Source organism: Sporosarcina sp. FA15 (genome assembly GCF_051550195.1).
Classification (GTDB): domain Bacteria; phylum Bacillota; class Bacilli; order Bacillales_A; family Planococcaceae; genus Sporosarcina; species Sporosarcina psychrophila.
In genome coordinates this window covers 4,405,760-4,423,034 of the sequence record NZ_CP188818.1, presented here as the reverse complement: position 1 = coordinate 4,423,034, position 17,275 = coordinate 4,405,760, and the positions used below count along the sequence as shown (strand labels likewise).

Sequence of the window (17,275 nt, the reverse complement as noted above, 5' to 3'; positions counted from 1 at the left end):
CAATTTCATCTGCATTTCTAGAATGTTCGTTCTAGAAAGGTAAAAAAAAAGAAAGTTAGTCTAACACTGAAAGTGTCATGTCAACAATGCTTTCTAATTTCTTTTTATCAGCCTCAATCTTCACTAATACGCGTAACCCTACAAGTGAATTATGAAGAAAAAGAGACAATACTTCAGGATTATGATTCTTAGATATTTCTCCGTTTTTCTGCCCATGTTTCAGCAGCTCATAAAAGAGAGCTTCTGTCTTTGTAAACATTTCTGCAATCTTTGTTGCAATTTCCTCGTCAAGCAAAGATAATTCAACAGCTGCATTTACAGACAAACATCCTTTTGGCAAATTAAGATTTGGATAAATTATCATGTTAAACACTTCTCGTATCCCTTGTTTTACCAGTAATTTTGAACCTACTCTCTTCTTCGTTTCACTAGTAATTAACTCTTCATAGTGAGATAAGGCACTCAAAAACAATGTACGTTTGTCGCCAAACGTATCGTAGATGCTTCTGCGATGAATGCCCATATAGTCTACTAGCTCTTGCATAGATGTTTTTTCATACCCTTGTTGCCAAAAAAGCTCCATGGCTTTTCTTAATACTTGATTTACATCAAACTCTTTACTTCTAGCCATAATTCCTCCCTAAATACGAGCACCTTAACAAGAATGAACATTCTAATTATAGGACATTTAACTGCAACTAATTTAACTTCTTTTAGAATATCATTTCTAGAACGATTAGTAAAGAATAAGAAAAAACATAGAATAAATTAAACTCCAAGTTTGGTCTGCCTGTGCATCACACAATTCGAATTAATTCTGAATCGTGTGATGCACAGGCAGCACTAACTAAGGGAAAACCGCAAACAACACAAAAAAAGAGTAGCCAAAGCTCCCCTTTCAAAAAAGTATTTAGCCAACAATCGCGCTCATTTGCTTTATTAAATCTACTTAAACTAATTGTTCCTATGAAAAATATTCTAACCAGAAGATGAATCCAAATAAGGTAATAAAAGTTAAGGTAAGCTGGATTAATGATACCTGAAAGTCTTTTTTGTTATCCGAAAATCTCCATTCTATATATGCTTGAACACCGATTTGAGTTAGTGTGAAAAACCCAAGTACTATATATGTTATAAAGGGCTGACTAATAAAAAGGATTCCACTAATTATAAGAGAAATCGCAAAGACTATACGGAGTGTCCAATCGACTTTTTTATGAAATTCATTTATATGATTATATGAAAACCATTTCTTTTTACTTGCACCCATTCTATAACGAAAAACAGCTGGAATAACGCCAACCAGTAAAATAACAACTGATAGTATTTTAATAAGTTCTATCCAAAACCCGGGTGGCATTCCAGGGTACCCCATTTAAAATCAACTCCATTCTAAATTCCTTCCACTTCTACCACTAACTATATTATTGCAACGTACACAGGCAGCACTTACTCAATATGCCAATGGTTCAGGAATAATTGCAAGGGGAATAGCCCCGTACCGCCTACCCCAATATATGAACTTGCTAAAGCCCATTATAGGGGTTAAACGGGTGTCACAAAGTGCTATTAGCGCTATAAAATGTTGCTTTTATTTTCTATTAGATAACTCTTTCCCTTCCCAAAAATTCAGCTTTTTAATATACACCATCCTCATATTCTTTATACTCAGTAATAAGAAATCCAACTTTAGATGTTTGATGGTTTCGACCTTTAAAGTCTCTTCCATCAATACCATAGGCTGACCATCCTTCTTTCCCAATGTAAAAAGTCAGTATGTTCTTGTATCCGAACTTTTTAGCTACTTGATCTTCACTGATGAATTTTAACTTGTTTTGAGTTAGAAACTTACAGATTCTCTCTTGTGAATTATCCATTTTTACTCATCCTCTCATTTTTAAATGAAATGTTCTTTTATTGTTTGGTGGGAAAAGAGTTGCGGATTGACTCCCCTTCTACAAGAGTACCAGTTGCCCACTAGCGTTGCAAAGCAGTAAAATAACGTAAAAAAGGATTGGAATCAGAAATAAAGTTAAATTAATACGAAAAAAGGGCTCCTTCTGTAAAATGAAACTGACGACTAATCAGTTATCTACTCTACAGAAAGGAGCTTCCATATGAAAAGCGTAGACGGAAACAGAGTATTTCGTCAATATTTATCTCTATTATCAGTTAACATTTTGGCTTGTCCATTGATGTAAAGTTTTGTCTGCCTGTGTATCACACAATTCGAATTAATTCTGAATCGTGTCTGAATTTAACAGTGCACAGGCAGCACTCACTGAATTTGTGAGCATATTCATCAGAATCCAGATTTTTATAAGGGAAGAATCCTTGATAGATTATTTATAACTCGCTTGTATAAACATTTATACGAGACGCTCCAAGTAAGCTTTAAAAATGAAGCACTTTCAACCTTTACAGCATTCGGAACAATCGGGTACTTAACGAAATGGATTGATGAAGATTTCCATACATCCGTTGAAGACACGGCAGCAGGCTTAACAAGCATTAGTAAAATGGCGTATCGAGTGAATGGTATATAAGAATTTGTCGCATTTCAAAACGGGAAACAAAACGAGTGCCAGGTACCGCAAAATTTCCAAAACAAAAAACGACCACATCAAAAGATGAAATCGTCTTTGTTATATATGTTGTTGCCATAATAATGCCACACATCGCTTAAACGTTGCTGTGACATCAAATATGTAGACAGCGGGAGTCGAACCTGCCTCTAAAGACTTACATATTTAAGTAAATATACTTGCAAATGTTGACTATCCACTACGCTAAAATCAAATCGTATTTTTAAAAAACTCTCATAAAAGTTTCTTGCACAGATATGCAATATTCAAAAAAGAAATGAATGGCTAAACCAGCATATCCGCATCCTATCCATTTGCCTATCTTACTTTTTATCGATCTTCCTATTAAACTTTTGCCAAAACCTTTTTTTCCCTTTATGATCATCAAGAAAAGCCCAAATAGAGAATGCACTCACAGCAATCAAACCAATATAAACAGACAATTCCCAGTATGTAAATAACAGAAGGTAATCCCATATAGAATTCCCTCGAACAAACACATCATACGGATCGGCATTTCGATAGCTAATTGGTAGTTTGTCTCCTATGCCATATTGCCGATAGGTGTGTCGCGTTACGTCTTTGGCCATTTCAAAAGTTCTGCCCGTATGATCTTTATAAGAGATGGTTAAATCCCGAATTGAGTCTTCGTATTTCCGATAAGTCGTATACTCGAATCGGTCAACGACTGTAGCTTCCGTTTTTGTCTTTCCGAATGGCTGCACTGTTCGAATCAGGTTCACTACAAAACTTTGGGCAATGAAAAGAAAAATTGCAATGACAATACCTGCATTTCTCCAAGCCCTTTGTCTCGAATCTACTTTTTTCTTTCGTTTCTTTTTCCTCATTCTTTTCCTTTTTTTAAATCGCTCAGAAGATATCTTCTCTTCTAAGCGCTCCAATGCAGGAATGGATAAGAAAAAGGCCACGAGTAAACAGAAAGCTATAAACGCAAAAACAAAAATAGCAATCAAGTAATAGAGGCCATCAATGAGTATATCGCGCAGTGTCGAAAAGGTTGTAGCACCTGTCAAATAACCATTAATCGTATCGCCAATTTCAATGTTCTCTATCTGACTTTTGGAAACACGGTTGCGATATTTAATCTCTTCTCCGCCAGCAAATTCGACCCAAACAAAATAGGTAGGAGGGGTGAATAACCCTTTGCTTGCTATTTTTTCAATGACTGTCGCTTCTGCTGATCGAATTGAAGCTAAATCGTACTCATCCAGATAAGAATCGATCATTACCCAAGTGAAAAGGCTGAAAAATAAGCCTAAAACTAGAAGCCCAGCTAATTCTTTGATGTTTGTCATAATTTCCTCCATAACCATCCTTCCACCACCATATCAAACAGACGTTAAATTACAACCATAAAAAAACTACCACAAATGCTCTGATGGCAGGTCTACTTAAAATTCACCGTAGGGTTATTTCAAAACTTCTGCACTATAGAATCATCCTTTACAAGAAGTTCTACTTCTTTAGTGTCATGACCATAACCGTCTAGAATGATATTCAGAGAATAGTTACGATTCACTATTGAAGTAGCACCCTCACTTGCATGTTGAATGATTTCTTCATCTTTTAGTTCGTTCATTTCTTCAATTGTTAGCGTTGTGTAGCCAGAGTATGTTGTTACATCCCCATCTTTAAAAACAAACACTTCATCAATACGACTATCTCTTGTTAGATCTTGATTCGCTATGAACCAAACTGGATACTTTTCAAAACCCTTACTTAACAGTATAAATTCATTTTCTCCAGCTTCATTTACTTTTGTAGTGTCTGTTTTCGTTGTATTTTCAGTGCTTCACGTCTCCGCCTCCACAAGCTGTTAAAAACAACGCAGTAGTAATAACCATCAATAGCGCGAACCTTCTTTTCTTTAAATACATTTCACGCCCTCCATTTTTCAACAAGCTAAGCTTCATAACTCGTTACATAAAACACATTAATTAATGCCCCGAAGCCTTCATACCCATTATGTCAGAGTTGCCCCATTCAACTTTGTCAACCAGTTTATTATTAACAAATTAACGTGCCACAAAATGTGTTTCTTTTCCTAAGCAATAAAAATAGGGATATTGCACAGGAGTTTACCTCCCGTTCAATATCCCTACTCTCTAAAACCGTTAATACGACTACATTATCAGCCATATCTCTATGGAGACGGCGGGAGTCGAACCCGTTTATTCCACAGTTCGCTTCACGTCAGTGTTTATATGCATTTAGAGACATTAATAGATTTCCTTAACATCGGGTTTAACATCGGTTGACTTAAATTACTACTTTGGAGGCAAGGGATTTTACCATGAAACCTGATCATTATCATGACTTATTCTAAGACAATAATTCAATTCGTAAAGAGTATAATACAACTTCAATGTTTTTTACACAGTAACGCTCTCTATAATGTAGTACAATATATCTAGTACTATTTATAAAGGAGAGAAAAAATATGACTTCTGATAAAATATGCTTATACACGAAGCAGCCACATGATGATTCCGCTATGACATCTGGAGATCATATTTTCTTAGCAGCAATTGGTGGTAAAAAAAGCTGCCTAAGACTTATGTATCTCATGAAGCAAACAATTATTTCTCTAAATTCGAAAAGCATTTTTCGAGAGATTCACTTATTTCAATAATCCGTCAGTTTGAAGGTCCCGGAAAAAGAGGTAAGCTACATGATAACAAGGCATCTAAATCAAATATTTGTGTGATATCTAATGAAGAAACAGCGGACAAAGAAAAGTATTCACTTGGATATATTAAATTAGGAGAACCATATGTTATTAACCACTTTATTTTTTCCTTCGGTAAAGAGGATATTAATATTTCACTAGACCCGAAATTAATTAAAAAAGATTTAACCCAGGAGCAACTGTTAAATAAATTTATTGAGAAAGCAAAAAAATCCAATGAATACATTCTCATAACTTCAGAAACACTACCAGACAATTTAGCACTTTTCGGCGAATCTGATAATAAATGGTTTTTGGCTGTAAGAGATGAAAAAGCAGTTACAATTGCAGAAGAGTACATCGAAAGGGTCCAAATTTCAAAAGACTTTGATGTGAAAAACTCTAAGAAAAATTCTAATCAAGTAACAGTGCATCAAAGCTACCGTATGAATTTAGACACAGACGGTCGAGTTATAGCAAAAATGGCGTTAAACTACTTAGCTTATGAAAAAGGTATTGAGTTTGCATTAGAAGCCAACTTTGATCCAATTCGCAATTGGATATGGACAGGAACAAATGAAGGCGAATCATTTGTTGATATGATTCCTAAAGATAAAGAGCAGGAAAAACAACTGATACCATTTTTACCAGATCGAGCGCATTATATTGTAATTATGCAAACAGAATGCAATTTGATTGCGATTGTTAGCTTTTATGGAGAAGCGTACACTTTTAATATAAATTTAGGTAAAATCGAACCTGGAAGAAATGTTGGTATGAATCTCTCAATATTAATTTGTGATTGGAAGAATCAGAAGGTTTATACCTTGTCAGAGTTTGCCGTTATGCTTACTGACAATACTGATATATAGAGTACAAAGAGACCACTAATTCATATGATTAGGTGGTCTCTTTGTGTAATAACAATGTGTTTTTATATTAAAGTATTCATAATCTATAAGTAAGTTCAACTTAAGTAGTAGTGAATTTTGTGTATGCTGCGCCTACTGAAACCCATTGCTTACCGCCTACATTATACATACCGCTCTTCTTCTCGTATGTTTTGTATGTCTGCCCTTTTCTAACAGCCTTTACAACCTTAGCTGTGAAAATTGCCTCTTCACGCACTTTGAGAACGTCTACAAGAATCTTTACGACACCAATCTGATTACTAGCCTGTTGGTTTGAAACTGGGGGCTTCTGAGAAGGGGATGCTCTAACAGGTATTGATTTGAATATTGGGAATTTCCCTTGCTTTATTTTGCTTACACTCAAACCTCCGTCGTATTGGAAGTGCGGATAGTCTATGAATGGCTTCCATTCGCCACCCCAAGTGAAGCCTAACTCTTTTGCGTTTGCTGCTGCATGTCGCCACTTTGGACCGACCACCCAGTCTACATTCTTTCCTAGACCATCGCACGTAACGAAGTCTAGTGCTAATGCATAGTTGTGAAGGCTCGAACCTGGCATCGCTTTAGAAACGACATTTGCTTTTGGATTGCCGTACTGCTTTCCGTCGTAGATATAACTTGCACGCCCTTTTCCGTAAATCTCTGCTTGGTCTTCCATTGTTCTGAGGCCATGAGTAAAGACAATGAAAACATTCTCGCTCCAGCAAAGTTTGATTAACTCTACTAAGAGCTTTAGAACGTCATTATCGACCAACTTTAATTTATTGAACTTTAAATTTAAGTGCCAGTGCAGCGAAATATAGTGTTTGCTTCTTTAGGTACTCTTTACTATTAAAGACCTTTTTTTAAATTAACGATTAAATTTTCTGTAACAAACAATGTACGAGCCACGGCCATTGTGTCTCGTATTATGACTTCATATACATCGTCTTCAGCATTATCAGCATCAATAATAGTATCCTTGCTATTAAACGATGCTTTTGCAGATATTGTACTAAATAACATTGAGTATACATACAATGCTTTCGCAAACATGCCATCACTTTCGCTATCCTTTAATCCCTGTAAATGAGCTTTGAGATATTTGTTGTCAACATTAATCAATACCAATTCACCATCTAGCATTGCTGCCGTTTCTTCTGTGACACCATCATATCCAGTGCTTAAACTAATCTCCCGATAATCTGGAAGTCCCATTTTATTATTTCCTGGATGCGGTCCATCTTCTTTCTTAGTAATAATCAAAGTAAATTCATTATTAAAGTCAAAGCCTGTAGTATCACATGATATAAAAACTTTGACTTGACATTCTTTCAATTTCCGCGAAAAGTCTTTTGTAAAAGTAATTGAAAAAACTCCAGGCTTCATACTTTTCACAAAGTTGGAATCAATCTCTTTCCCCTCAAAACTAATTTTCAAGTCTACTGGATTTTCAGTACGATCAAAATAATTCTCTGGTGCATCAGTTGTAAAGTTAATTGTAAAATTCGTATTCTGCGTCACCTTCTTTTGATATAAACCTTCATTTTTTTTCATCTTCAAAGTAAAATGGGTAGGTTCTTCTTTCAATATTATTGGAACCTTCGGAGTTTTTGTTTTTGGACCTCTCGACCTGGGTGATTTTTCAGTTCCTCCACCAACCACTAATTGTCCAGTCATTAAACCTTTTAATAAAGACGGATTTTTACTCACCCACTTATTCATCAATTCTTTCAAATCTTCTGAATCATTAGATAGGGTATTTTTCAAACCATCTTCAATACGCTTATTTTTAAATTCATGAAGTTCATCAGAACCTTCTAAATATGCTTTCAAATAATTTTTTATAAGCTTTAAAGGTTCCTTATCAAGTAAGCGTTCACGGTCTGTCATAAATAAGTCTTTCTTAAATGAGGGATGAATATCTGGAAAGTCTAGAACGATCATTAGAGAATTCCTAACACTTGATAATCCTAAACTTGATAAAAAACGTCCATCAAGACCGCCCTGTATTTGCTGTCCTAATGTAAATAAGACAGGTTTGTCTCCCAAGATCGAATTTTCATCTTTTTTGCTACTATCTCGTTCATTAAATGCATACACTACAACATTTACACGTTGACTTAAGTTTAGGTTATTATTAAAAGGATCTATGAACGGAACGGAGAAATCTGCACTAATTGGGAAACCATCAGCGACTAACTTGCGTTCTCCTTTAGCACCCTCGTCATCCTCAAGAATTTTTTTCATCCCTCTAAAGATCGTATCATTATTGAATTTGTTTTTTCTACAATCAATTAAATTAAACGGTAACCCTGTATCATACAAGCGTTTACCCATTTCGTATTTAAAATGCGATACAAGTGGGCCTTTATTTTTAATATTGTAATTGAACATTTTAATAAGTGTTCCGCTATTTACGTCTTTTTCAAACGGAACCCCTGCAGTACATGACTTATCGTAATTTAAGTAATCTTTGGCTTCTTGCCCTTTAATTATCCTCGGTAATAATGGTAATTCATCTGCCTCAAAACGAGGTATTTTTCCATTTGGTGCATAATAGGTAAATACAGGAGATGACTCACCAACTCTTAATTCTTGTCTTACTAATGTCCAACCCCACTCATTAAGCGAATCATCATCCCTCGCATCAAATTCTCCTACGATGTTAATATTTCGCTTACTAATAATTAATGTATATGAATACTTTCCACCATGCATTAGTGTGCTTGATCCACCTTGATTATGATTTCCTTGTGTAAAAGGAATATCATGCTTATTCCCCTTCAATAAGGATAATATTGTTTCCGGTAATCTATTCGGACTTTGTCCTTCACCATTATCATAAACAGCTAAGCTTAGTTCCTTCTCCTTAGCAGCCAATGTCTTCCATGTTTTTAAATCTTTAGTAGTTGCCATTACTACTAAACTATCTAGAATATCACGTTCTGAATCCTTAGATAACTTTCTGGGATCACCATCTACAATCCCCCAAAACTTTTGTAACGCTTCCTTAAAATTCTTTGGAGCATCTGGCCCCTTAGGGTCAATGCCTAATTCCATACACTTCCTAACTACTAATGCATCTACAGCATTAGTTAACTTCTCTGCTAACGCTCCCTCAGATGTACTTGATTGGTTACCAATAACGCTATAGTTACTCCAATTCCCGCCAAATGCTTGCCAATCCAAAGTATTATGCATATCGTACTCATTAATAATTTCCGTCACTTCAGCTTCTAAATCCGCTTTCATTATTTTAAAAAACAATTCTTTTGATGAGACTTTCTCTATAAGATATCCGACCATTCTTATATCCCCCTTTTTAATATAAAAAACATTACTTCCAATAGGATTATTCTAATTGGTCCAAAGTAACGAAATGATATTTTCATCTTAATTAATTCAAAAGATCATTTTTACCGAGTTGCACTCCCTATTTCTAGGAGTTGAATAAGTCTTCTAAAAATTGAGTGAATACTGTTTGATAATTTTGTTTCCATAAACCAGAATCTTTCCCTGCTGATTGAGGATTATTATTAAAAGAACGACTACGATCAATTGTATCTTCAACCAGGCCGGCACCCACCTTATTCCAAACCTCAAATGGATTTGAGCGCCAATAATACTCCCCATCCCTTTCATCAACAAGCGATCTAAAAGCACCAATGATTGGGTATATTAAGCCTTTCGATATCCTGTAATTCGTTTCCACATTGTAAAACTTGGTACGAAACACAGTTTTATCTTTAGCATTTTCTACTCCACGAATCTTACCAAAAGCCCCATTATGAACTTTCTCTCGGTACTTCTTAGCCATTTCTAGTTCAATTAAATCAGCCAGCTTAATAATATCTATCAAAATAGGTTTCATTTTAATGTAAGGATTACTTGGTAAATCATTCTCATACTTATCGTACATCAGGTTATAATCTTTTAAGGTCATTGCTTTTGAACTATAAGCCTGAACAGGTTGTACTTCTTTATCAGGGAACCTATAAACGTTATACATAAACATTATTGATATAATATCCAACACATCAATAGGCTCTGTGGAATTTTCTTTATACGCTATTTTGTTGGAATACGGTTCATTTTCAATCACACTCTTCACAATACTCTCGAAACGATCCTTTAATTCTGTGATCGCTTTCTCACTTACCGGTACAGAAGTATTACGGGAATCTGCCACATCTTGAAAAATATCTTCAATTCCCGTTAAAATTTCAATCTTTACGTATTGACTAGAACCCTTCTCGTTAAATGCATCTAGCATTTTCTCTTTGTTTTTTAACACAGTTCTATACGTATGACCTCCGTCTACAATTCCATACACCGCAACTTCATCTTCAATAGAACGATCACCCAAATCAATTGAAACAATGCTATTCTTAGCATCAAATTTAAAAGATTTGGCAGATATTAATAATCCGCGATTTAAAATATGAAAAGCATTATTAGAATCTAATAAGCCTTCTTCAATACGCTTAGCAACCTTCGTTCTCATATTTTGATATCGCGGATTCGGATCTAACGGAATGTTATCAGGCACTTTAGTTACATCCATATACAAAATAATTGTCTCTACATCACCATTTTCATCTTTCTGTAAATACGGACTTGGCATTTTTCTAAAACCACTAACGTCTAGATCAATAATTAATTCAGTTGTCATTATATTCTCCTCCTTGTATAATGTTGGTAACTATAATTTACCACACAAAGCAGAGATTGAATACCAAGTGTACTTGGTATTCGTTAGAGGAAGGATGATTCATATGGAAATAAAACAGATAATAGGACTTTGCTTGTTCGAGCTAAGAAATGAGGAAGGTTTTTCCAGAGTAGATTTTGCAAGTCAAGCTGGAATCTCTTTGAACGCATATTCTAATATAGAAAATGGAAACAGTTTAATTAAATTGGATACACTAGAACACCTTCTAGCAACTTTATCTATCCCGATGTCTGAATTCTTCGGTAAAATAGATATTAAAAAAAGTAACTCTACTAAACCAACTTCTAAAACAGATACCAAATAAAAGCTAAACTTGGCATGACACTGATATTGCATTGTTGTACAACGAAAAGAGATTACAGCAAATGAAAGGTTTCACCTACGACACTTTTAACTACCAATTAATTATTAATGCACTAGAACCGTCACCACTTCATAGCTATAAATTAATTGATGTTGCATTATTAAGAGACATTAATATATACAGTGCCCTTCAGCACACAACAGTCGTTAGTATCGTGGGGCGCTCCTACAGAATAATAGAACAACTAAAAAAAAAGTGGAGTGATTTCTGTACATCTTTAAACAAGCGAAAGAGTACATACTTAGGTTGACATTTATAAACTAGATGAACCGCGATTGCTCAAGTAGTCTAGTCAGACAATAGGATTGTGGATATATCGCTTATATGATCACAAATCAACGTTCCGCATTTATGTCTTTTACGTAGAAAAAGGAGCCCCCGCCATACTTTATTTCTGTCTAATTGGGCAGCGTAGAACTTTTTTCTTCATTTAAAATGTCAATAAACAGTATTGTTACTTTCTTGTTCACTCATTATTTTCTATAATGTAAAGGATGTAACAGTACTTGCCAATATACAAAGCAAAACGTTAAGAATTCTAATTGTTTTATCAAATTTAAAGGAGTGAATGAGTATGCCATCACCAGGCGAGAGAATTAAAACCCTTAGAAATGCATTGAATCTAACACAAGATGAATTATCTGAAGAATTGCAGTGTACTAAGCAGTCTATTTATCGTTATGAAAACAATCAAAATAAAATGGATTCACATATATTAATAAATACAGCTCAATTTTTTGATGTTTCAACTGACTACTTACTAGGAATTAGTAGTCATAAAAATGATTTGCATGACCCTTTCAACATTCATAATCCAATTTTCTATGACGAAGATTACTTTTGGATTTTTAAAAATGAGAATGATTTCGGTGGACATACTCAGTGGGTTGGCATTACTTCAGATGGTAAAGAGGAAAGGGCTCTCCGTCCCATAATACCCGAGAAGGCTTTTAAGCTTTGTAAAGAATTGCACGGACCACCATTAATTATTAATAACATAAATGACGTGAGCACCTATCTTAAATCAGATGGGAATGCCTTTGTTAGAAAATCAATATGCCAAGAATACCTACCACAATATTTAAAACTATTTATTTCAGATATTAAGTAATCACACAAAGCATGATGTTGAATGCCCCCGCCCAATTTAATGTACAGACATCAATTAGCTTTTTTCACAATTTGTAAATCCAAGTTTTAACAATAAATAATAAAAAATTTTTTCAAGGGTACTTAGTCTAAGTATATATGCTATTTAATGAAAAAAAGAGCCCCGGGCTAGCCATTTAGCTACCATTGGGGCTTTCTATATGAAACTAGGCTGTAAATAGCCTAGATGAAGTATTCTGCAATAAATTAATGTCTGAGTCACTTGGCAGTAACACTGGATTGATTCCTTCCTTGCACAGATGCTCTCTAATGAACTCGTTGAACGTATCTTTAAGTCTATCGTAGTTAGATCCGCTTTGTGCTCCCCTGAATCGTTCTGGCACAATTTCAGTATCATTTTGAATCGCTTGCAAGGAATTAGAAAGTGAACCAACAGCTTTAATAAATTTAAGGACTTCAATCATCTGTTCTTTCGTTTGTTGCTGTTTGCCTTTCATTTCATTTATCCGCTTCGCGGCTTCATCATATGTGTAGTAGTCGCCTCCCTTAATGTGTCGCCCATGCTGTGACTCTAAAACAGATATTGCGATATCCTCCCTAAACAAGCCGAATTGATCAACATTGTACTTCTTACTTAAGTATTTAGGATTAAAGCATTGGTACTCACATCGATATAAGTTTTTTGCCATCTTTTTTAATGATTCAGGGCAATTTGTTTTAGAAAGCTGATCACCTTTATTATAGGCATTGAATCGGGAACTCTTACACTTATTATAGGTACTTCCTGGCTTCTGAAGACCTTCAAAGCGATATGGAATCGAACCCTTACTTTCAAGCACTGTATACAACTCCACATGTGGAGTGTAGAACTGCAACGCATAGTCAACGCGTGATAATTGCCAGCTTCGCTGTTTTAATGAGAAATTGGCATGAATGGATATAAGTACTTTGTTTAATGCCTGCTTTAGAGCTTCCACGTTCTCCTTGCTGCATTGGAATAGCTCAATACTTGCTGCTTCTTCTATAAGCTCCGTAGGATTGATCTCAACACTGATACTGTACTTATTGCTGTTCTTCTGCCTTGTGATGTTGATCGCTCTTACTCCAGGCTGTCTAAGTGGATTAGTAAGCTTGCAAAAGTTGTCTTTAAACCTAATCTCCTTTGCTAAACCTTCACCCATTAAATCTACAACCGTGTGTCCTGCTATTAATGTAATCTCAAACGTATCAATCATAACTCCTTCTCCTCCCTTACCCCAATTCTTTGCCGTCTTGTTTCTCGCTTCTTTTAAACTTACCCGTAAAAAAGTCGTTTATTAACAATTACCGCAAAGTTTTATAACAATTTTTATCATTACGTTACACAAACAGCATCTAACGATTGTATTAATGTTGAATAAAGCTCTTTCCCTTGCTCATCCAATCGTCCCAGCAATACGCGTAGTTCTGTCACACGATTTGCCACGTCTGTAGATAGAATGTTTTCTTCTACAAAGTAACTGAGTGGCTGTTCCAATATAGTGGCCATCTTTAGAAAGTGCTGTACCTTCAACTGCGTTTTACCACTCTCGATACGCCAATAAGCATGTAAGTCAATTCCTGTGCGTCTAGCCATCTCCTCTACGCTGTATCCCTTTAGACAACGAGCTGCCTTAAGTTTGTAATGATTCATCTGCATAATATGATCCTCCTATCGTAAAATCTTTCAAAGAATTATTACGCTAAAATGACACTATAAACACAATAGCCCATTGCATTTTTCGCATGATTATGGATAATTCTAATACATTACCTATCTATTCGTGGTTATTGTACATACTACACGGAATTAAAGGTACTCTTCAGCAAGGGTTCAATAGCCACAAGGACCCTAGTAGATAGGGTTTTTAGTTAGAAGGAGAAACCTTGATTCCATCACGTTTTGCTCGTTTTTGATATCAGATGATGTTTCGCGAGTTGAACCTGGTATTTATCGTTTTTTGCTGATAATGTACCCTTTTTTCGATGTTGCTGTTCTGCTCAACACTTTCCGTCAATTCATGGTGTTTAATTATTAGCTCATAGAACTTCGACAATATATTGGCATCCCTAACACCATGTCCACCTTCTAATCTAGCTAATCTTCCAACGCTAATGTTCATTTGGCGTGCAATTTCTGCTCTCGAGATTTCTTTATCTTCCCTTAGTTTCCTTAATGCAGCGCCCTTACTTTTCCATGTAGCTTCTCTTTCATTTGCAACATTTTTCATTGTCATTCTCCTCGTATATTATTTTGAATAAAAAAATAGCCCCCTGCTAGCTAAAATTGGCAGACGAATCCCTTACTCTAATTCAGGAAGGGTTTATTCGTCTTCAATTTTTCGCTAACAACGCGCTTATCTGTGAGTGTCTTTATAAATCATTTTTATCGTTGCAACATACAAAGTTGCCTATGTGTGCTTTCATGATACAACACAACTATTCCGATTTGCAACACTTCTCTTTTCATTCACGAAATAATAATTATGCATGATTATTATTTTCATTTGACAATTCCCACTTCTATGACTTAGGATATAATCTATAGGAAGGCACCAAGTAATCACACGCCATTCCAACCACACAAAAGATAAACGCGCAACCAAAGATAGCGCATAAGAAAAATACCAGGGTGCGTCGGGGAAACTTCCTGACGCATTCTAGTATTGGTGTTTTCATTTTTCTTATGGGATATCCATTGGTTGTTTTTGTTTCCTCAAAAACACGAGACAACTACTCTAAAAATCAACAACTCCCACTAAAAGATGAAAATTCTATAGAGAAAAAAATGGAGATCGAGAAAATGCGTATTGAACTAGACATGCCTCAAGGATTGGAAATACAGCTTAAGGAATTAATGCTGACAAGTATGAAAGAGGCGATTGAGCAGCATAAGAATTCACAGTTAACTAAAAATTGGATGAGTCTGAAGGAAGGCGCCCTTTATGCTGGAGTTTCTTACACAACGTTTATGAAGTTCAGAACTATGGGCTTGAAAGTCTGTGAAATCGATGGGGTTAAGCGTGTGTCTAAAAAAGAAATCAATAGCTTCCTAGAAACAAACAGCTATTAAAAATTCTAGGAGGCATCGAAAGGAATTGTAATTAATAGTCAAAGTATGGTATATGTGTATTGCCAAGATCATACTTTGGCAAATCGATTCACCCCAACCTTGCCTCCAAATAAGGAACGGGGGAGTAAGTATTGGCAAAGAAAAAAACAACTTCAATTGAAAGTTATTTATTAGAAAACGGTGAGAAATGCTACCGCTTTAAAATTTATGTAGGTATTGATCCATTGACTGGAAAAGAAATACGAACCACACGAAGCGGCTTCAGAACAATAAAACAAGCAGAACTTGCGCTTGCAAGAATTAGAGTAGAAATCGAAAAAGGGACGTTTCGCAAGCAACGTGCGGAGACTTATCAAGAAATATACGATTTATGGGTCGTTTCCTATGAGAATACAGTAGAAGCAAGTACGTTTGTAAAAACAACTGGGATATTCAAAAACCACATTCTTCCTGCTATGGGCGCTTATAGAATCGAGAAAATTCATGTGGATATTTGTCAAAAGCATGTGTATGAATGGGCAAATAAATTGAAAAATTATCGTATGGTAAAATCATACGCTGCGAAGGTATTAGATTTTGCAATCAGGCGAAACTTCATACAGACGAATCCTTTTGCATATGTGGATATGCCTGCCGCTTCTAAGAACAAGGCCACTATAGACGAAGATGGATTTAAGAATTTCTATTCTAGAGAACAGCTTATAGAGTTTTTATCATGCATGGAAAAAGAAAATAATTATAAAGCTTATACTTTTTTTCGCTTGCTTTCTTACAGTGGAATGCGTAAAGGTGAAGCCCTGGCTCTTACCTGGAACGACATCAACTTCAGTACAAATGAAATCCGGATCAACAAAGCTATTTCACGCGGAAGAGAAAATCAACTTTATGTGAAATCTACGAAAACAGGCGTAGCCCGTACAATTACAATTGACGCTAAAACAATGACTGTACTAAAAGATTGGAAGAAAACACAGAAACAAGTTTATTTAATGATTGGCTTCAATACATTACAGCCAAAACAACTAGTATTCAGCAATGAACACAATGGATTTCTTCAGCCTACGAAAACACGGAAATGGATTGTGCATGTTCAAAACAAATATCTGCTAAAGAAGATTTCAACTCACGGGTTGCGTCATACGCATTGCACTTTATTATTTGAAGCGGGCGCAAGCTTAAAAGATGTCCAAGATCGATTAGGTCATAGCGATGTCCATACGACCATGAATATCTACGCGCACGTTTCCCAAAAAGCGAAAGTAGAAGCCATTAATAAATTCGACAGCTTCATGGGTATTTGAGGGATGCTTTACTCCCGATGCTAACAACGGATTTAACATCGGTTCGTCCTAAGTAGGTGTGGTTTGGCGGTATGAGTAAAAGAAAAAACCCTTGATACACAAGGGTTTTAGCACCATATAGAACTCAATGGATTTTAGATATGGAGACGGCGGGAGTCGAACCCGCGTCCAGAGGCTCTAACACTTAAGCATCTACGCGTGTAGATTGTCTATTTGGATTCGCGTGGCATTATGCCGGCAATCAGGGCGTCATGTACGCTATCTTGGAAGTCTCTTCCGACTGCCTCAAGAGGCAACAGTCGTCGTATCCCACTAAAGGTTGAGCCCTACAAATGCCACATGGGCGATGGAAATGTAAGGCAGATTCAACAGCTTACGCTGCGAATGCTAGGTTGTTGTTAGTTTTGCCTGTTATTATAAGGTGCCGTTTCTGACGGAGCCGAGCCCTCCGACGCGCAACTCAAGCTAAGACGACCCCTGTCGAATCCGTAACGTCCCCAAAGGGATGTC

The 17,275-nt window shown here is 35.9% G+C and carries 17 protein-coding genes and 1 other RNA gene; 6 read left to right on the top strand and 12 right to left on the bottom strand.

Translation table 11 applies throughout. The features are described from left to right. Nucleotides 1–55: 55 nt before the first annotated feature. The 3 genes from ACP8HG_RS21120 to ACP8HG_RS21110 form a co-directional block, all read right to left on the bottom strand. Complete coding sequence (locus ACP8HG_RS21120) at nucleotides 56–631, bottom strand: TetR/AcrR family transcriptional regulator (RefSeq protein WP_438297905.1); 576 nt, start codon at nucleotides 629–631, stop codon at nucleotides 56–58. Nucleotides 632–964: 333 nt separating this feature from the next. After that, nucleotides 965–1,375 carry a DUF4181 domain-containing protein gene (locus ACP8HG_RS21115; protein ID WP_438297903.1) on the bottom strand — a complete coding sequence of 137 codons (411 nt, stop codon included), beginning with the start codon at nucleotides 1,373–1,375 and terminating at the stop codon, nucleotides 965–967. A gap of 262 nt (nucleotides 1,376–1,637) precedes the next feature. Then, entirely contained in the window at nucleotides 1,638–1,877 is a 240-nt protein-coding gene (locus tag ACP8HG_RS21110) for a hypothetical protein (protein WP_438297901.1), read from the bottom strand. Nucleotides 1,878–2,357: 480 nt separating this feature from the next. On the opposite strand from ACP8HG_RS21110, the gene ACP8HG_RS21105 reads away from it, so the two are divergent. Then, complete coding sequence (locus ACP8HG_RS21105; protein WP_438297899.1) at nucleotides 2,358–2,546, top strand: hypothetical protein; 189 nt, start codon at nucleotides 2,358–2,360, stop codon at nucleotides 2,544–2,546. Nucleotides 2,547–2,908: 362 nt separating this feature from the next. On the opposite strand, the gene ACP8HG_RS21100 is transcribed toward ACP8HG_RS21105, so the two are convergent. Both ACP8HG_RS21100 and ACP8HG_RS21095 read right to left on the bottom strand, forming a co-directional pair. Beyond that, complete coding sequence (locus tag ACP8HG_RS21100) at nucleotides 2,909–3,901, bottom strand: hypothetical protein (RefSeq protein WP_438297897.1); 993 nt, start codon at nucleotides 3,899–3,901, stop codon at nucleotides 2,909–2,911. Nucleotides 3,902–4,020: 119 nt separating this feature from the next. Beyond that, the gene (locus tag ACP8HG_RS21095) at nucleotides 4,021–4,251 is read right to left on the bottom strand and encodes a hypothetical protein (protein WP_438297895.1); all 231 of its coding nucleotides are present in this window, start codon (nucleotides 4,249–4,251) and stop codon (nucleotides 4,021–4,023) included. Between the two features lie 1,058 nt (nucleotides 4,252–5,309). On the opposite strand from ACP8HG_RS21095, the gene ACP8HG_RS21090 reads away from it, so the two are divergent. Beyond that, nucleotides 5,310–6,146, top strand: a complete 837-nt coding sequence (locus ACP8HG_RS21090) for a hypothetical protein (RefSeq protein ID WP_438297893.1) — start codon at nucleotides 5,310–5,312, stop codon at nucleotides 6,144–6,146. A gap of 100 nt (nucleotides 6,147–6,246) precedes the next feature. Here ACP8HG_RS21090 and ACP8HG_RS21085 read toward each other — a convergent pair whose 3' ends face one another. From ACP8HG_RS21085 to ACP8HG_RS21075, 3 genes are all read right to left on the bottom strand, one after another. Beyond that, the gene (locus tag ACP8HG_RS21085; protein WP_438297891.1) at nucleotides 6,247–6,939 is read right to left on the bottom strand and encodes a M15 family metallopeptidase; all 693 of its coding nucleotides are present in this window, start codon (nucleotides 6,937–6,939) and stop codon (nucleotides 6,247–6,249) included. 77 nt (nucleotides 6,940–7,016) lie between these two features. Next, complete coding sequence (locus ACP8HG_RS21080; RefSeq protein ID WP_438297889.1) at nucleotides 7,017–9,473, bottom strand: hypothetical protein; 2,457 nt, start codon at nucleotides 9,471–9,473, stop codon at nucleotides 7,017–7,019. Nucleotides 9,474–9,606: 133 nt separating this feature from the next. Beyond that, the gene (locus ACP8HG_RS21075; RefSeq protein WP_438297887.1) at nucleotides 9,607–10,839 is read right to left on the bottom strand and encodes an AIPR family protein; all 1,233 of its coding nucleotides are present in this window, start codon (nucleotides 10,837–10,839) and stop codon (nucleotides 9,607–9,609) included. Nucleotides 10,840–10,942: 103 nt separating this feature from the next. Between ACP8HG_RS21075 and ACP8HG_RS21070 the strand changes: the two genes are divergently transcribed. Beyond that, nucleotides 10,943–11,203, top strand: a complete 261-nt coding sequence (locus ACP8HG_RS21070) for a helix-turn-helix domain-containing protein (RefSeq protein ID WP_438297885.1) — start codon at nucleotides 10,943–10,945, stop codon at nucleotides 11,201–11,203. Nucleotides 11,204–11,837: 634 nt separating this feature from the next. Further along, nucleotides 11,838–12,374: a helix-turn-helix domain-containing protein gene (locus tag ACP8HG_RS21065; protein WP_438297883.1), complete on the top strand. Its 537-nt coding sequence runs from the start codon at nucleotides 11,838–11,840 to the stop codon at nucleotides 12,372–12,374. Between the two features lie 205 nt (nucleotides 12,375–12,579). Here ACP8HG_RS21065 and ACP8HG_RS21060 read toward each other — a convergent pair whose 3' ends face one another. The 3 genes from ACP8HG_RS21060 to ACP8HG_RS21050 form a co-directional block, all read right to left on the bottom strand. Next, a complete protein-coding gene (locus tag ACP8HG_RS21060; protein WP_438297881.1) occupies nucleotides 12,580–13,608 on the bottom strand; it encodes a hypothetical protein in 1,029 nt (342 codons plus the stop codon). A gap of 119 nt (nucleotides 13,609–13,727) precedes the next feature. Then, nucleotides 13,728–14,051, bottom strand: coding sequence for a helix-turn-helix domain-containing protein (locus ACP8HG_RS21055; RefSeq protein ID WP_438297879.1), 324 nt, complete (start codon nucleotides 14,049–14,051; stop codon nucleotides 13,728–13,730). A 259-nt stretch (nucleotides 14,052–14,310) separates the two neighbouring features. Next, entirely contained in the window at nucleotides 14,311–14,622 is a 312-nt protein-coding gene (locus ACP8HG_RS21050) for a helix-turn-helix domain-containing protein (protein ID WP_438297877.1), read from the bottom strand. Between the two features lie 455 nt (nucleotides 14,623–15,077). Here ACP8HG_RS21050 and ACP8HG_RS21045 point away from each other — a divergent pair, with 455 nt between their 5' ends. Both ACP8HG_RS21045 and ACP8HG_RS21040 read left to right on the top strand, forming a co-directional pair. Continuing rightward, nucleotides 15,078–15,464, top strand: coding sequence for a hypothetical protein (locus ACP8HG_RS21045; protein ID WP_438297875.1), 387 nt, complete (start codon nucleotides 15,078–15,080; stop codon nucleotides 15,462–15,464). 131 nt (nucleotides 15,465–15,595) lie between these two features. Further along, complete coding sequence (locus tag ACP8HG_RS21040) at nucleotides 15,596–16,765, top strand: tyrosine-type recombinase/integrase (protein WP_438297873.1); 1,170 nt, start codon at nucleotides 15,596–15,598, stop codon at nucleotides 16,763–16,765. A 138-nt stretch (nucleotides 16,766–16,903) separates the two neighbouring features. Here the strand turns inward: ACP8HG_RS21040 and ssrA are convergent. Then, nucleotides 16,904–17,264: a transfer-messenger RNA gene (gene ssrA, locus ACP8HG_RS21035) on the bottom strand. Nucleotides 17,265–17,275 lie beyond the last annotated feature (11 nt).

What these genes read in the sequence shown, in the direction of transcription:
- ACP8HG_RS21075 (WP_438297887.1), bottom strand. Translation starts at nt 10,839, where the DNA reads ATGACAACTGAATTAATTATTGATCTAGACGTTAGTGGTTTTAGAAAA.
- ACP8HG_RS21065 (WP_438297883.1), top strand. Translation starts at nt 11,838, where the DNA reads ATGCCATCACCAGGCGAGAGAATTAAAACCCTTAGAAATGCATTGAAT.
- ACP8HG_RS21055 (WP_438297879.1), bottom strand. Translation starts at nt 14,051, where the DNA reads ATGCAGATGAATCATTACAAACTTAAGGCAGCTCGTTGTCTAAAGGGA.
- ACP8HG_RS21115 (WP_438297903.1), bottom strand. Translation starts at nt 1,375, where the DNA reads ATGGGGTACCCTGGAATGCCACCCGGGTTTTGGATAGAACTTATTAAA.
- ACP8HG_RS21120 (WP_438297905.1), bottom strand. Translation starts at nt 631, where the DNA reads ATGGCTAGAAGTAAAGAGTTTGATGTAAATCAAGTATTAAGAAAAGCC.
- ACP8HG_RS21080 (WP_438297889.1), bottom strand. Translation starts at nt 9,473, where the DNA reads ATGGTCGGATATCTTATAGAGAAAGTCTCATCAAAAGAATTGTTTTTT.
- ACP8HG_RS21110 (WP_438297901.1), bottom strand. Translation starts at nt 1,877, where the DNA reads ATGGATAATTCACAAGAGAGAATCTGTAAGTTTCTAACTCAAAACAAG.
- ACP8HG_RS21100 (WP_438297897.1), bottom strand. Translation starts at nt 3,901, where the DNA reads ATGACAAACATCAAAGAATTAGCTGGGCTTCTAGTTTTAGGCTTATTT.
- ACP8HG_RS21070 (WP_438297885.1), top strand. Translation starts at nt 10,943, where the DNA reads ATGGAAATAAAACAGATAATAGGACTTTGCTTGTTCGAGCTAAGAAAT.
- ACP8HG_RS21050 (WP_438297877.1), bottom strand. Translation starts at nt 14,622, where the DNA reads ATGAAAAATGTTGCAAATGAAAGAGAAGCTACATGGAAAAGTAAGGGC.
- ACP8HG_RS21045 (WP_438297875.1), top strand. Translation starts at nt 15,078, where the DNA reads ATGGGATATCCATTGGTTGTTTTTGTTTCCTCAAAAACACGAGACAAC.
- ACP8HG_RS21060 (WP_438297881.1), bottom strand. Translation starts at nt 13,608, where the DNA reads ATGATTGATACGTTTGAGATTACATTAATAGCAGGACACACGGTTGTA.